Genomic DNA, 14,351 nt, shown 5'->3' on the forward strand with positions numbered 1-14,351 from the left:
TACGCACCACCCGCCCCCGTGGCGAAGCGCCGGGGAAACCGACGGATGCGACGCCCTCAGACGGTCCACCGGTACTTGCCGCCGCCCAGCCACCGGACGAAAGCCGGATCGTCCAGGTCCACATGCTTGAACCCCGCCTGATCGGCGATGCGGATCACGTCCACCATGTCGTAGGCGACACCCACCGGGTCCCCATTGATCTGCACAATGCGGAACGGGGGGTCGCCCGGCATGACGCCGAAGACGATGACGGGAGCCACCACGGGTTCGCTCACCCCTCCATCCTCCCGCGCCGCCGTACGCCCCGCACGTCCACGCGGCGGCGGGCCCCACCCGGACACCCGAGGCGCCCGGCACGACCTCAGCCGCCACCGGCCGGCTCGGGCACACCGGCACCACCCGAACGAGCTTCCGGAGGACAGTCCCCTACTTTCAGCGGAAGCATTCCACGTTCGGAAGTTCGGGCCGATCCCCACCGGACGGCCTGATATCTCTGTTACGGACCGCTGGAAGGCACCGAAACTGGGGGTCGAGATGAAGCAACACCCCTTCGCGCCACGTGAGTTAGCAGCCATTCGGGCTGCCGGGCGGGCGCGGAGCTGGACGCCCGGGGAAACGCTGCTACCCGAGGGAGCCAGCCAGCAGGACGTCATCCTGATCGACTCCGGCCTGGTGAAGGTCGCCCGCCAGTCACCGAACGGCTACACCAGTGTGCTTGCCGTACGAGGCCCCGGCGAACTGCTGGGAGAACTGGCCTGCCTCGACGGCCGGCCCCGGTCGGCGACCGCCGTCGCCATGCGCGCGGTGGGCGGAGTATCCGTGCCGGCCGCCCGGTTCCTCAAGATGCTCGAACAGGACAGCACCCTCGCGCTCGCGGTGCTCCGCAGTCTCGCCACACGGCTGCGCGAGTCCGATCGGCTCCGCTCCGACCAAGGGGCCTACAGCTCGGGCATCCGCGTCGCCCGGATTCTGCTGGACATCTCGCTGTCCTACGGAACGCCCGCACCCGCGCCCGCACCCCGAGGCGCCGTCACCGTCACCGTCACCCAGCAGGAGCTCGCGGGCGCCGCCGGCACCTCGCGCGAGTCCGTCGTGCGCACCCTGCGGGTTCTCCACCAGGACGGACTCGTGGTAGCCACCCGCGGACGCCTGCTGGTCACCGACCCCGACCGCCTCGCGCAATGGAGCGCGGGCTGAGGAACGGACCCGCGCGGGCCCGAGAAACAAACCCATCAGGACGACCTCAGGCCGATAACAACCCTTCGCTGTGCGTCATCTGACGCTGCGACGGATCGGCTGAATCGATATCCAGATCCCATGTCACCGGCGGTCGGCGGGACCTGCACAGAGTGCACCCTGCGCAACGCCCCGAAGCGCTCGCAACCGGGGAGAAGAGGCTGAGAACAGATGCCGATCAAACCACAGTATTTCGTCATCCTCGTGGTGGACATCGAGAGTTTCGGCACCCGGCCGAACCCCGTCCAGTCCTTCCTGCGCAACCAACTGTACGAACTGATGGAAGGGGCCCTACAAGGAACCGGAATCGACGCAGCCGCCGGATCGGGCCCGGTGGACCGGGGTGACGGCATGTTCTGGCTACTGCCCGGGACAGTGCCCAAGACCGACTTGGCCGGCACCTTCGTCGACCGGCTCAGGACCGGCCTACGGGCGCACGCCCAGACCAGCAACCCCGCGGCGGCACTACGGCTGCGCGTGGTGCTCGCCTCGGGCGAAGTCGGCTGGGACGGACGCGGCTGGGTCGGGGAGGACCTCAACACCGCCTGTCGGATGGTCGACCACCAGCCCCTACGGAACACACTCGCCGCCGCACCCCAGGCCCAACTGGTTCTCGCGATCTCCGACGAGTGGCACCGCAGTGTCCTCCGCCACGACTACCCGGAACTGGAATCGGCTTCCTTCCACCCCGTGCGATTCGAGGCGAAGGAGATCAAAGACGCCACCGTCTGGGTGCGGGTGCCCGGATACCACACGCCACCCGGACTCGCCCCGTCCGACGAACCGGAACCCGCTCTGCTCGCCACCGGCGGTACTGCCGCCCACGGCGCCCCCCACGAAGGCGCCCCGCAGCGGACCGCCCCCGCCGGAGCACCCCGCACGAGCCAGACACAGCCGCGAGCCGCGCACGACACCAGGAGCACCGAGATGACGGGACAGCGCCCAGCGGACCACGACCGACCGCACGTCACCCAGACCGGAGGCACAGCGCAGATGTACGTCGGGCAGAACGACGGCGTGGTCAGCCAAGTGGTGAACGGCGATGCCCCGCTGCACGCCGACCCCGAACTCCTCCAGCACATCGCCGGGTTGCGCCAGGCGCTCCGCGAGGCCCGGGCGCACCGGGAGGTGGACGAGGAAACCTTCGAGGGAGCCTCCCAAGCCCTGGACGAGGCCACCCGCCAAGCAGGGGCCGGCCCGGCCGGGCGCTCCAGGTTCGTGCTCGCCCTGCGGAGCTTCAAGGGCCTGGTGGAGCCGATCAGCACACTCGCGGCGGCTGCCGCCGCCGTCATAGCCGCAGTAAGGGCCAACGGATCATGAACAGAACCCCGAACCACACCGACCACCCGAGCAACGGCGGCATCAACCAGAACGCCGGCAGCGACTCCCAGGTGGGCGGCCAACTCGCCGTCAACGTCAATCACGGCAATGTCACGCAGTACGTGGTCGGCCCCGACGCCACCCCCAAAGAGCTTTACCAAAAGGGGTGCTGGCTCCTCGAAGCAGGACTGCGAGGTCGCGCCGAGGAACTCATCTACCAGGCGATCCACCGACGTTTCTGCGAACCGGAAGTCCTCTACCACTGGGGTCTGGCGATCGTCAGCCGCCGAGCGGTGGAGGACCTCACTCCCGCAGACATGGACAAGCTGCACGCCCTGGGATCCATGCTGGACTCTGCCCCCGACTCCACGCACACGAGTGCCGCCCGAGCACTGCTGCAACTGGTCGACGAGGCCCTCGCGGTCCCGCACGCCACGGGCGCCGACGAACTGGCCGCGCGCCGCGGCCACGGATCCCGCGCGATCAACTCACTGCCCCCCGAGCAGCGGGCCGAACTCCAGGACCACCTGCGCCACTACCTCTCCGAAATCACCCGGGAGCAGCTCGACGGCGCCGAGGAACAAGACATCCGGGCGCACCGCACCGACCGCCGGCGGGAGGAACGGGTACCACTCTTCTTCGAGCCGGACCCGCTCGCGCCGGTCAAAGTGCCGGTGCTCGAACTGCCGCTGAAGCTCTGGTACAAGGTCCTCTCCTGTTCGGGTGCCCTGCTGGTACTGGCCTCCCTGTACTTCGGGGTGCCACCGGCGTTCCACGGCTCGGCCCCCCAGACGGTGATCGGACTGCTGCTGAGCGTCGGCGGTGGCGCCGCCGCCGTCCGCTTCGGGATGGACCGCAGATGGCTGCGCGCACGGATCGAACAGGAGGACCAGTGGTTTGAACGAGGAGGCCCACAGACCCGCAAGTACAACAACGCACTGCCCAGCCATCTCGTACCGGAACCGAGCCCCAACCAACACGACTTCGCCCAAACCATCGGCAAACTGATCAACTCGCACTTCAGGGCCCAGCCCCGACAGGGCGAAGACCGCGACGCCTGGTGGGCCGCCACGCGGATTGCCAGGCAGAACCTGAGAGTCGAGCTGGCCGACCTCTACGGGGAGGACGCCGACCCGTACAGCCTCGACTGGCTGGTACGACTGCACGCGCAGACCACGGCAGACCGCTGGCGCGACGGCCAGCTGGGGGCCCAGCGCACCCGGCGACGGGTCCCCTGGCTGACGAACCTCGGATACTGGGGCGGACTGGCGCTCCTCCTGATCGGCCTCGTCCAACTGGGCTCCGCCGCCACCGTGCAGGAGATCGGTCCCGTCTCCCTCGCGACCATCCTGTTGGGCCTCGGCGCCCTCTGCGGACTACGCGGCGGCTACCCGCTCTACGCCGACTTCCTACGGACGACGCTCGACCACGAGGAGTTCGACGCCCGGCTACGGGAAGAACAACGCGCCTTCGAACAATGGCAGGCCTTCCTCCAGGCCAACCGACCCAGCGACTGGGAGATGGGCCGCTGGCTCAACTACGACACCCGGTTCCTGCGCCGGGACGCGCTCAAGAGCTACGACCTGCGGCACCACGAAGTGGTCTACGACTTCTTCGTCCTGGAAGCGGGCGAAAAGGCCCAGCGCGCCCGGGTACGCAACGGACCGGTGCGCTACTCGATCTACCGGATCAGGCTGTACGTGATGACCGAAGGCGGCATCCGCCAGGCGACCTGGACGATGCAGTTCAACACGGCCACGCACAGCGGCCGGTCGGACAGTTCCTTCCGCTACGACTCCATCTCCTCGATCAACGTGGAACGGGCGAGCGTACAGCGGTCGGACCGGGTGACCGGCGAAACCCAAGCCGTCACCGTGCAATCCGACGGATCCATCCGCGGCAACCACACAGGCGGCGACGAACTCATGCTCAGCGAAGACCTCGTGATCGAGCGTGACAGCAGCCACCTCACCCGGCTGCGGGTCGAGAACTTCACCTCGCTCCGGGGGAGCAACAGCGAGGACCTCGAAAGCCTGCTGCAACTCTCCCAGGAGGCCTCCGGCATCTCGACGGCCTCCCGCATCCTGGTGGCGGTGTCCGCCGAAGGCAAACAGTGGTTCGAAACCCAACGGCGTCGGCAGAGCATGCGGTTCGCCGAGTCCAGCAAACGTGCGACCGGCAGGCACGATCCCAAGCCGAGGAACATCTCGCCCATCACCCCACCCCCTCCGGACAACGGCCCCCACCCCCTCGAAGCCCCCTACGACGACGCCGAAGGAGCCTGAGACGGGGGGCGTCGTGGCTGAGGGCTGTCCCGCCGCCCCGGCCGAGTGATGCACGGCGTCACCTGTGGTGCACCGCATGACGGAGGGCCGCCCTCGAACGGGGCGCGTTCGAGCGGGCCGGCGCCGCGCCGCGGCGCCGGGGGTGTCGGCGTGTACCCGCCGGAGGCTACGGGGGTGCCCGCGGTGCCCCGTTCGCCTGGAGCGAGCGGGGCCCGGCACGCTCCGGCCGGGCCCCGTTAGGCTCGTCCGCATGCCACTGCGTTGGCTACCTTTCTGAGGGCTTTCGTGGTGCGCCGGTCCTGCCGGGTGAGCTCGCGCTGTTTCCAAGGGAGAGTGGTCCGTGGAGTTTCGTACCGAACTCGTCGAGGGTTTGATGGGCCGATTCCCAAACGTGCCGGCGGAGGCCGTCTTCAAGGAAGATCTGCTGCGCGGCGGAATCGCGTTCGACGCCGCAGCCCTCAGCGGAAACGAGGAGGGTGATGTCAAGCCGAAGTCGTACTTCATCTTCTCCTTCGACCACCGCACTCTGCCTGAGCTGGGAGAAGCGGCGCTGCGTCGCCCTCCGGAGGAGATCGTCCTCACCGGTGGGCCCTATGGACTGCGTCGAACCGTGGTCTCAGTACGTGTCAACCCGCAGTCCCCGTACCGGGTGAGCGCCGATGAGTCCGGTTCTCTGGGTCTTTGTCTGGACGGGGTTCGGATCGCGGACGTTGGGCTGCCGCCGATGCCGGAGTACTACCGGCACACGTTGACGAACGGCAAGTCGGTGATGGAAGTCGCGCCCACCATCCAGTGGGGCTATCTCGTCTACCTCACGGTCTTCCGGGTCTGTCAGTACTTCGGCGCCAAGGAGGAGTGCCAGTACTGCGACATCAACCACAACTGGCGCCAGCACAAGGCGGCGGGGCGTCCCTACACCGGGGTGAAGCCGGTGGAGGAGGTCCTCGAAGCGCTGGAGATCATCGACCGGTACGACACCGCGCGGGTATCGACCGCCTACACCCTCACCGGGGGTGCCATCACCTCAAAGGTCGGCGGGCGGGACGAGGCGGATTTCTACGGGCAGTACGCACAGGCCATCGAGGAGCGTTTCCCCGGTCGCTGGATCGGGAAGGTCGTGGCCCAGGCGCTCCCGAGAGCGGACGTGCAGCGTTTTCGTGACTACGGCGTTCAGATCTACCACCCCAACTACGAGGTCTGGGACCGTCGACTCTTCGAGCTGTACTGCCCGGGCAAGGAACGGTACGTCGGTCGCGACGAATGGCATCGCAGAATCCTTGATTCGGCCGATGTCTTCGGCGCTCGCAATGTGATCCCCAATTTCGTGGCCGGCGTGGAGATGTCCCAGCCCTTCGGTTTCTCCACCGTCAAGGAGGCGATCGAGTCCACGGCCGAAGGGCTGCGGTTCTTCATGTCGCACGGGATCACCCCACGCTTCACCACCTGGTGTCCGGAGCCGACCACTCCGCTGGGTAGGGCGAATCCGGAGGGCGCACCGCTGGAGTACCACATCAGACTTCTTGAGGTCTATCGGGCGACGTTGGAGGAATTCGGGTTGAGCTCTCCGCCCGGGTACGGCCCGCCCGGGCCTGGAAGGGCCGTGTTCTCCGTGAGTTCCTTCATGGACAGCCTCCCTTCCCAGGAGGACTCCGGGCTCGTACCCGACGCCTGAGGAGTGCGGTCGCAGTTGCGGTGACCGGTGGGCCGGACGCTCGTGGAGCCGGGCCTGGGGCGGGGACGTTCATGTTCGGGCGCTGGCCGAGCAGGTGGGCGAGCGCCGTCCGGACGGCAGGCAGGCAGGCAGGCAGATCGTGGCGCCGGTCAGGTTCGAGCCTGTTCGGCCTCTCCTCCTGAAGGGAGCGGATCGTCGCCTTCCGCGCCCCTGCGGCGGAGGGCCCCGGAGAGGCGATGCGCGCCGCATCGGGTCGGAAGCGCTCTCGCCCCCGACCCGATCCAGCACCTTGCCCGTTCCCCCGTTGCCGACGGACGGCATGCGTTCCCCCGTACACCGCACACCGCGCCGTCTATTCCGTTTTACGGGCTCCTTCAGAATGCAGAGGCACCCGCCCTCTTGTCAATCAGACTTTACGCATCCACGCTGACTCCCTCGTCCGTAGACTTCGATGCACAGTGAAGGCACACAGCGAGAGCACCGCCGCCGGAAGCGACGGGCGAGCGGCCACACGGGCAGCGAGGGGGGATCGGATGGAGAGCCGGAAACCGGCAGGCGGGCGGACCATCGCCCAGAAGCTCGACCACTTGATCGGCACCGTCCACCCCGCCGGTCGGGGTCCACTCAGCTACATGGAGATCGCCGAGGGGATCCGGGCGAAGGCGGGGCCCGACGGACCGACGGTGTCGCACGCCACGGTCCAGAAGATCCGCAAGGGTGAGATCACCGACCCGAAGGTCAGCACCCTCACCGTGATCGCAGGCTTCTTCGGTGTCCCGGTGACCTACTTCTTCGACGACTCGGTGGCCGCGCGGGTCGACGCCAAGCTCGCACGGATCAAGGAACGAGTCGAATTGACCCGGGCCCAGCGGGAGCTGGTGAAGATCCTGGAGGACAGTGACGTGCGGGACGTCGCAGTGCGCATGAACGGCCTGTCGGCCGGAAGCATCCAGGCCATCCGCGGCGTGATCGACCAGGCGCGCAGGCTGGAAGGACTACCGGAGCCGCCGTCCGACCGCACCGGAGGAGCTGAGTCCTAAAAGACGGCAGCTGTGGCCGGATTACATCGGCATATGGCCCGGCTGACTCGAAGGGCACTTGAGTACCAACAGGGCAACACCTACGCTCAGCCAAAAATCTGTTCGCCCCGTTCAGCGGAAAGCGCTCCGGCGGAGCGCCATGGAGCACCCGGACCTTCCGGCGAGCCCGGCCTGCCCAGCCAGCGAGGACCGCATGTACTTCACGCGCCGCCGCGCCCGCTGCGAGGCAGCCGCCGATCTGGTCGCCATCCCGCGCCCTTTCGACCTCACCTCCTTGTGCGAGTCCATCGCCGCGCAACGGGACCGCCCCCTACGTCTCGTCGAACTTGCGGGCGCCCCCCACAGCAGCATGCCCTGCGGGGTCCTGGTGGCCACCGAGACCGCGGACCTGATCTTCTACGAACCCGCGACCAGCGCCCTGCACAGACTCCAGATCGTCCTGCACGAGCTCGCCCATCTGCTCCTCGGGCACGGATCCCAGGACGACGACAGACCGGCCTACGCCACCAGGCTGCTGCCCGCCCCCGGGCGCGTCGGAGGCGAAGGACCCGAGAACGCCGAAGACGAAGACGACCTCGGGATCGACCTCGACCAAGTGCTGCACATCCTCGGGCGCACCAGCTACAGCGACAACCAGGAGAAGGACGCCGAACTGCTGGCCACGATCCTCAGCCACCGCATCCTCGACCGCGAGGCCGCTGCGAACCCCGTACTGGAACGGCTGGGCGACGCACTCGGCCATCCCCTGCGGACCTCCACCGACATCCCCCGAGAACGCAGATCGTGAGGGCACGCTCATGACCACCGTGGTTCTGGTCCTGCTGTGGACGGTCGCCCTCTGGCGCGCCCCCTCGGCCGTAAGGTCATCGAAGCAGCGCACCCTGTGGGTCGCCTTCGCCGCGCTGACACTCGCCATGACCCTGCGACACCCCACCGTCATGCACACCATCGACAACGGCACCGGGGTCAACAACCTGTCGACCCTGCTCAAGCAGTACCTCGGCATCATGGCGGCGGCAGCCGTGCTGGAGTTCGTCTACGTCATCGCCCGACCCCACCAACGCGCCGGCTTCCGACTGCGGATGGCCGCCGTGGGGACGACCATGACCGCGCTGACCGTGCTCTTCGCCTTCGTGCCTCGCCAGACCGAAACCACGGACTTCTTCGACAGCAGCGCCGGGTCCGCCACCGCCACCGCCTACCTGCTGGTCTGGCTCGCCTACCTGGCCACCGCGATGGCCGTGGCCACCTGGCTCTTCTGGGGCTCCAGTCGCCAGGCGGGCGCCGGCTGGCTGCGCGCCGGCCTGCGGCTTCTCGGCGCGGGCACCGCCGTCGGCGTGATGTACGCCCTGTCCCGCGCCGGCTACCTGGTACTGCGGCTGACCGGAGCCGTGACACCTCACAGCGACGCGGTCACGAGCACCGTGACCGACACGATGAAACATGCCTCGATCGGTCTCATCCTCATCGGCAGTTCGGTCCCCGCCCTCGGAGTGGCCTGGCGGGCAGCCCGACACTGGTGGTACCTGCGCGCGCTACGTCCCCTGTGGCACGACCTGACCGGGGCCGTTCCCGAGGTCGTGCTGGGCGAGGAGTTGAGCCGCCGGGAACTACGGATGAGGCTGCACCGCCGCGTGGTGGAGATCCGCGACGCGATCCTGGCCCTCCAGCCGTACGTCTCAGTGGCACAGCGGGACGCCGCAGACGCCGCCGCCCCGGCCGCCCGGCCGGACCTCGCACACGCATGTTGGATCGAGACCGCCCGCCACGCCAAGCTCACGGGCCATGGCCCTGACGACGCCGTCCAACGCCGGGACTTCGACTCCGCCGGTGACGACGCCGCCCTCGACCTCGAAGCGGAGGCCCAGTGGCTGCGCCGGATCGAAGTCGCCCGCGCCAGCGACACCGTACGGAACTTCGTCCACGACCAGTACCAGCCGAATCAACGCACGCATGACGGCCACCGCTCCGCCCAGTCGAAAGCCCGCCAGTGACCAGTACCGAGATCGATTCCACCACCACGCCGGAGAACCGCGCCGCCCGCCTCGTCACCGACCATTTCGAGCCGAAGAACTGGATCATCGCCGTAACCCTGCTCGTCGGCTGGCACGTCGACGGGCCCTCCGGCGTCGGCTGGGGACTCCTCGGGGCGCTGTTCGCCGCCGTCCTCCCGGTTGCTTTCATCAAGCTCGGTATCCGGCGGGGCACTTGGGCCGACCGCCACCTCGGCGTGCGGCAGCAACGGCTCCTGGTCATGGTGTTCATCATCTGCTCGGTGGCCACCGGCACACTGTTGATGCGACTGCTGGGCGCCCCCGCAGCCATGGTCGCCCTCATCGCGGCCATGGTCACCACGTTGGTCATCCTGATGGCCGTCACGACCCTGTGGAAGATCTCGGTCCACACCGCCGTCTCCTCCGGCAGCATCGCCATCCTCGCCCTCGAATACGGCCCCTGGATGCTGGCCGCCTACCCCCTGACCGCTCTGATCGGCTGGTCCCGCATCGCACTTCGCGACCACACCCCGGCCCAGGTCGTGATGGGATCCGTGCTGGGCGCCGTGGTAGCCGCCGCCACCTACGAACTGCTGCGCTGATGCCTCAACGTTGCCCCGTTTCTACGGCCGCCGGCACGCCCCCTCCGAAAAGGACCGGCAGGTGTGTTGCCCCGGGCACTTCGAGGACGGCGGGGGTCGCGCGGATCAGGGGGCGTACCGCAGTCCCGTGGTGACGCCCCGCCCGCAACCCACGGCCGCTCTCGCCGAAACCTGCGCGAAAACGTGATCCGCACCCGAGCACGAGGCTCCGTTCACGCGCTCAACCGACGCACCCGATCAGCGGGCGTCCCGACTGCGCAACGCGACGACCCCGCCCACCAGCGCGGCGGCGGTCCACAACACCAGAACGCCCAGGCCGCTCCATGGCCCGAGAGCGCCGGGCAGTTCCTCGACCTGGGCGATCCGCATACCCGCCGCGTCGGGAAGGTACTGTGCGACCGCCTTGGTCTTCGGCAGCGACCCCAGGAGAGGCGAAACGAGGAAGAAGAACGGCATCAGCAGTCCCAGCGCGAGCAGCGAGCTGCGCAGCACAGTCGCCGCGCCCATCGCGAACACCGCGAGGAGCGCCATGTACAGTCCCGCACCGAACACGGCACGCAGTACACCCGGCTCCGCGAGTGACGTGCCGTGCGGGCCGAGGGCCGCCTGCCCCACCGCGTACGAGGTGAACGACGTGACCAGCCCGGTGACCAGCGCGGCCCCACCCACTACGGCCGCCTTGCAGCCGAGCAGCAGCCCACGTCGCGGCACGGCCTGCAGCGACGTGCTGATCAAGCCACTGCTGTACTCGCCGGACACCGCCAGCACCCCGAACACGATCATCGCGAGCTGTCCCAGAACCATCCCCGCAAAGCTGGTGAACACCGGGTCTTCGGCGATGCCCGCGCTCTCCTGCGAGGCGAGCTGCCCGGTGGCGTACCTGGACAGCAGCGAGAAGCAGAGAGCGAGCAGCACGGTGACCGCACACGCGGTGAACAGGGTCCACGCAGTCGAGCGGACGGTGCGGAGCTTGGTGAATTCGCAGAGCAGCACCGCCGTGCACTTTCCCCGATCGAGCGTTGTCCTCGTTGCCATGGTCAGGCTCCGCCCCCGGTTGGCTGGGCACCAGCGCCGGTGCGGAACTCGGTGGAGTCCGCGGTCAGCGTCAGGTAGGCGTCCTCAAGCGACGCCCGCTGGGTGAACAGTTGGTGCAGTGGCACCCCGGCTGTGGCCGCCAGGTCACCGACCGTCGCCGCCCCGGCATCACGTACCTCGAACACACCTTGGTCCGGGGCGGATTCCACCACCTCGTACGCCAGATCCGCGCGCTCCAGCAGCGCATGCAGCTCCGCGGGACGCGGCGTCGCCACGTGAACCGCCTGCCGGGAGTGCCGTTCCACGAACTCCGCCATCGGCATGTCAGCGAGCAGCCGCCCTTTGCCTATGACGACGAGGTGATCGGCGGAGAGGGCCATTTCGCTCATCAGATGGCTGGAGACCAGGACCGTACGCCCCTCCTGCGCCAAGCCTCGCAGCAGCTGCCTGATCCAGTGGATGCCCTCTGGGTCGAGGCCGTTGACGGGCTCGTCGAGGATCAACACCGGCGGATCGCCCAGCAGTGCGGCGGCGATGCCCAGACGCTGCCGCATGCCCAGCGAGAAACCCTTGACGCGGTGTTTTGCGGCGCCAGCGAGGCCGACGAGAGAGAGCACCTCCTCGACCCGGGCGGCGGGAACCCTGTTGCCCTGCGCGAGTTGGAGCAGGTGATTGCGGGCAGTGCGACCACCGTGGATCGCGCCAGCGTCGAGAAGCGCGCCCACCTCGCGCAGGGGGTCGGGGAAGTCAGCGCATCGCCGACCCGCCACGGTGGCGGTGCCGCGGGTCGGTCGGTCCAGCCCCAGGATCATGCGCATGGTGGTGGACTTGCCGGCACCGTTGGGTCCCAGGAAGCCGGTCACTTTACCCGGCCGCACCGTGAAGGTGAGGTCGAAGACCGCGGTGCGACTTCCGTAGTGCTTGGTGAGGCCTGCGACCTCGATCACGAGTTACTCCGGTTTTCCAGATGAACATGACGGTCCAGCAGCTGCTCGACGTACTGCGGCTCGTGGGCGGTCATCAAGACGGTGCGCCCCTCATCACGGGCTTCCTTGAGCAAGCGTGCGAGTTCACCACAGGAGTCGGCGTCCAGACCGTTGAACGGCTCGTCCAGGAGCAGCAGTCGGGGGCGGTGGGCGAGCGCCGCCGCCAGCCCGACCTTCTTGCGGGTGCCCAGGGAGAGGTCCCGGACGAGTGTGCCCGACCAGTTTCGGGCACCGAAGCGGGCGAGCAGTTCGAGACCGTCCTCGACGGGTACGCCCCACAGCCGCGCGGCGAACGCCAGGTGTTCATGGGACGTCAGGTACTCGTACAACGGCGGGTCGTCCTGGACGAAACCACGCAACGCCCGCACCGTGGCGGAATCCGGCGCCTGCCCGGCGATCTCCGCGCCACCCGAAGACGGCTCCAGGAGCCCGGCGAGAACCCGCAGGAGGGTGGACTTGCCGGAGCCGTTGGGCCCAGCCAGCAAGACCACCTCGCCCTCGTCCACATGAAGGTCGACCCGGTCAACGGCGGTCTTCTCCCCGAACCGCACGGTCAGGTCTTTGGTACGTATCACGCGTGCTTCCTCCATGGCCTCCGTGGAAGCCGGTCCTGACCTGCCAGCCACCGGATGGCGGCGACAAGGCCAACGAACGTGACGGCGAGCGGGACGGCAGCGATGACCGAGGACTTCCCGAGCAGGGAGGTGGTCAGCAGCGCAGGTGCCATCAACGCCGCGGTCAGCAGCGGCTGGAGCAGATCCGCGGTCCCGGACCTGTTGATCCGGGTCTGCGCGGCGCTCTCGGTGGCCGGTACGGCGAGCGCCGTCACCACCGCGGCGACTCCGCTCGCCGCACACGCGGCGAGCCATCCGGTGACCAACGGCAGCACCGGGTCGCGGAACAGCAACAGCCACCCGGCGACCGCGGGGCCGGTCAGTACGGCCACCACCCCGGCGAACGCGATGACCTTTCCCGCGAGCAGCGTCCCGTACGGAAGCGGGGACTGCCGCAGCAGATCGGTGCAGCCGCGCTCCGCCTCCAGGCCCGAGGTCTGAACCGCCTCGTCCGAGGCCAACGCAGCCATGCCGACCACGGCGCCCACCGCTCCGGTGAACGGCAGCCCAGGCAAGCCGCCCCCGCCCAGGAGCAGATGCCCCAGCCCGACGCCCAGGAGCAGGACCGCGCCGAAGGCGACCCGTCGCAGTCCTGCGGTGAGCGTGTGCGCACCCCTCAGGATGCTCCGGAGCTCCTTGGCAGCGATCAGCGCCGCGGGCGAGCGGCCCGCCCGGAAGCTCTCGGGACGCCCGCGCACCCGCGCCCCGCTCGGGTCCTCCTCACGCAGAACCCGCCCGTGCCCCACCCGTACGAACCCGAGGGTGGCGAAGGCTCCGAGGGCGGCGGCTGGCAGCCACATCACCACGAGGACCGGGACGGCTCCGCCCTCGTGCAGGGTGTCCCACCATTCGGGGCGCAGACCGGCGAGCGTTTCCACAGCGAGCCGGGTGAGCACGGTCGCCGTGTCCTCCTTGCCGCCCGCGGGCAGGAACAGTCCGGCGAGCGGGACGGTGGCAGCCCCGAGCACGATCCCCGCGACCGCGCAGAGCGCGAGCGTACGGAGCTGCGCGGCCCGTACGGGGACCAGCAGGTACCCGACGGTGACGACCAGTTGCGCCGCACCGCCCAGAGCGACCGTGCCCCACACGAGGGCGACCGCGAGCTGCGCAGGCGGCCCTTCCAGCCAGAACGTCAGGAGCACGGTCCCGGCCACGCCCAGGCCGGCCACGGACAGCAGGGCGGGCCCTACGAGCCGTACGAGCAGCAACTGCCCGGCGCTCACCGGCAGAGTGCGCAGCACGTGGAAGTCGCTCGGGAACATCACCTGCCGCACCTGGCCGAGCCGCACCGAAGCCGCCAGAGCCACGAGTGCGCCGACCACGGGCACCCACGAGTTCCGCGTGACGCGCGCTGCGTCCACCTCCTGCGCGGGCAGGAGGTGCCCTGCCAACACGCCGGCCCCGGCAGCCGCCACCAGGGCGGCCAGCGCGCCGAGCCCGTAGCAGCCGGCGACCGCGAGGAGCGCCCACCGGGGCGTGGGGCGTCCCTGGAGCAGGTTTAGGGAACGGCGCTGGTCGGTGACGGCCAGGTGGAACGACCCCCGCAGGAAGGAAGACGTCATCGGGG

The 14,351-nt window shown here is 69.0% G+C and carries 13 protein-coding genes; 8 read left to right on the forward strand and 5 right to left on the reverse strand.

The features are described from left to right. Window positions 1-56 precede the first annotated feature (56 nt). Window positions 57-275, reverse strand: a complete 219-nt coding sequence (locus tag ACFYMC_RS01910; protein WP_388517969.1) for a hypothetical protein — start codon at window positions 273-275, stop codon at window positions 57-59. Window positions 276-534: 259 nt separating this feature from the next. Between ACFYMC_RS01910 and ACFYMC_RS01915 the strand changes: the two genes are divergently transcribed. From ACFYMC_RS01915 to ACFYMC_RS01950, 8 genes are all read left to right on the forward strand, one after another. Next, entirely contained in the window at window positions 535-1,197 is a 663-nt protein-coding gene (locus ACFYMC_RS01915; RefSeq protein ID WP_388517288.1) for a Crp/Fnr family transcriptional regulator, read from the forward strand. A 210-nt stretch (window positions 1,198-1,407) separates the two neighbouring features. After that, a complete protein-coding gene (locus ACFYMC_RS01920; protein ID WP_388517290.1) occupies window positions 1,408-2,556 on the forward strand; it encodes a hypothetical protein in 1,149 nt (382 codons plus the stop codon). Continuing rightward, on the forward strand, window positions 2,553-4,841 hold the full coding sequence (locus ACFYMC_RS01925) for a hypothetical protein (RefSeq protein ID WP_388517293.1): 2,289 nt from the start codon (window positions 2,553-2,555) through the stop codon (window positions 4,839-4,841). The genes ACFYMC_RS01920 and ACFYMC_RS01925 overlap by 4 nt, the downstream gene beginning before the upstream one ends. 340 nt (window positions 4,842-5,181) lie before the next feature. Continuing rightward, entirely contained in the window at window positions 5,182-6,513 is a 1,332-nt protein-coding gene (locus ACFYMC_RS01930; RefSeq protein WP_388517296.1) for a radical SAM protein, read from the forward strand. Window positions 6,514-7,046: 533 nt separating this feature from the next. Beyond that, window positions 7,047-7,553 (forward strand): XRE family transcriptional regulator, encoded by a 507-nt coding sequence (locus ACFYMC_RS01935; protein ID WP_388517299.1) that lies wholly within the window; start codon window positions 7,047-7,049, stop codon window positions 7,551-7,553. Between the two features lie 139 nt (window positions 7,554-7,692). Beyond that, window positions 7,693-8,340: a hypothetical protein gene (locus ACFYMC_RS01940; protein WP_388517302.1), complete on the forward strand. Its 648-nt coding sequence runs from the start codon at window positions 7,693-7,695 to the stop codon at window positions 8,338-8,340. A gap of 10 nt (window positions 8,341-8,350) precedes the next feature. Then, complete coding sequence (locus ACFYMC_RS01945) at window positions 8,351-9,547, forward strand: MAB_1171c family putative transporter (RefSeq protein ID WP_388517305.1); 1,197 nt, start codon at window positions 8,351-8,353, stop codon at window positions 9,545-9,547. Continuing rightward, on the forward strand, window positions 9,544-10,149 hold the full coding sequence (locus tag ACFYMC_RS01950) for a hypothetical protein (protein ID WP_388517307.1): 606 nt from the start codon (window positions 9,544-9,546) through the stop codon (window positions 10,147-10,149). Before ACFYMC_RS01945 ends, ACFYMC_RS01950 begins: the two co-directional genes overlap by 4 nt. A gap of 237 nt (window positions 10,150-10,386) precedes the next feature. Here ACFYMC_RS01950 and ACFYMC_RS01955 read toward each other — a convergent pair whose 3' ends face one another. From ACFYMC_RS01955 to ACFYMC_RS01970, 4 genes are read right to left on the reverse strand one after another with little or no spacing between them, the layout of a single operon-like run. After that, entirely contained in the window at window positions 10,387-11,184 is a 798-nt protein-coding gene (locus ACFYMC_RS01955) for an ABC transporter permease subunit (protein WP_388517310.1), read from the reverse strand. A 2-nt stretch (window positions 11,185-11,186) separates the two neighbouring features. Further along, window positions 11,187-12,131, reverse strand: coding sequence for an ABC transporter ATP-binding protein (locus ACFYMC_RS01960; protein ID WP_388517312.1), 945 nt, complete (start codon window positions 12,129-12,131; stop codon window positions 11,187-11,189). Continuing rightward, on the reverse strand, window positions 12,128-12,745 hold the full coding sequence (locus ACFYMC_RS01965) for an ABC transporter ATP-binding protein (protein WP_388517315.1): 618 nt from the start codon (window positions 12,743-12,745) through the stop codon (window positions 12,128-12,130). Before ACFYMC_RS01965 ends, ACFYMC_RS01960 begins: the two co-directional genes overlap by 4 nt. After that, window positions 12,742-14,346, reverse strand: coding sequence for a hypothetical protein (locus ACFYMC_RS01970; protein WP_388517318.1), 1,605 nt, complete (start codon window positions 14,344-14,346; stop codon window positions 12,742-12,744). Before ACFYMC_RS01970 ends, ACFYMC_RS01965 begins: the two co-directional genes overlap by 4 nt. Between the last annotated feature and the right edge of the window lie 5 nt (window positions 14,347-14,351).

It is taken from the genome of Streptomyces sp. NPDC006879, from assembly GCF_042869595.1.
Taxonomy (GTDB): domain Bacteria; phylum Actinomycetota; class Actinomycetes; order Streptomycetales; family Streptomycetaceae; genus Streptomyces.

Coding starts and splice junctions, on each gene's coding strand:
- ACFYMC_RS01915 (WP_388517288.1), top strand. CDS start 535: ATGAAGCAACACCCCTTCGCGCCACGTGAGTTAGCAGCCATTCGGGCT.
- ACFYMC_RS01920 (WP_388517290.1), top strand. CDS start 1,408: ATGCCGATCAAACCACAGTATTTCGTCATCCTCGTGGTGGACATCGAG.
- ACFYMC_RS01925 (WP_388517293.1), top strand. CDS start 2,553: ATGAACAGAACCCCGAACCACACCGACCACCCGAGCAACGGCGGCATC.
- ACFYMC_RS01935 (WP_388517299.1), top strand. CDS start 7,047: ATGGAGAGCCGGAAACCGGCAGGCGGGCGGACCATCGCCCAGAAGCTC.
- ACFYMC_RS01940 (WP_388517302.1), top strand. CDS start 7,693: ATGGAGCACCCGGACCTTCCGGCGAGCCCGGCCTGCCCAGCCAGCGAG.
- ACFYMC_RS01945 (WP_388517305.1), top strand. CDS start 8,351: ATGACCACCGTGGTTCTGGTCCTGCTGTGGACGGTCGCCCTCTGGCGC.
- ACFYMC_RS01955 (WP_388517310.1), bottom strand. CDS start 11,184: ATGGCAACGAGGACAACGCTCGATCGGGGAAAGTGCACGGCGGTGCTG.
- ACFYMC_RS01970 (WP_388517318.1), bottom strand. CDS start 14,346: ATGACGTCTTCCTTCCTGCGGGGGTCGTTCCACCTGGCCGTCACCGAC.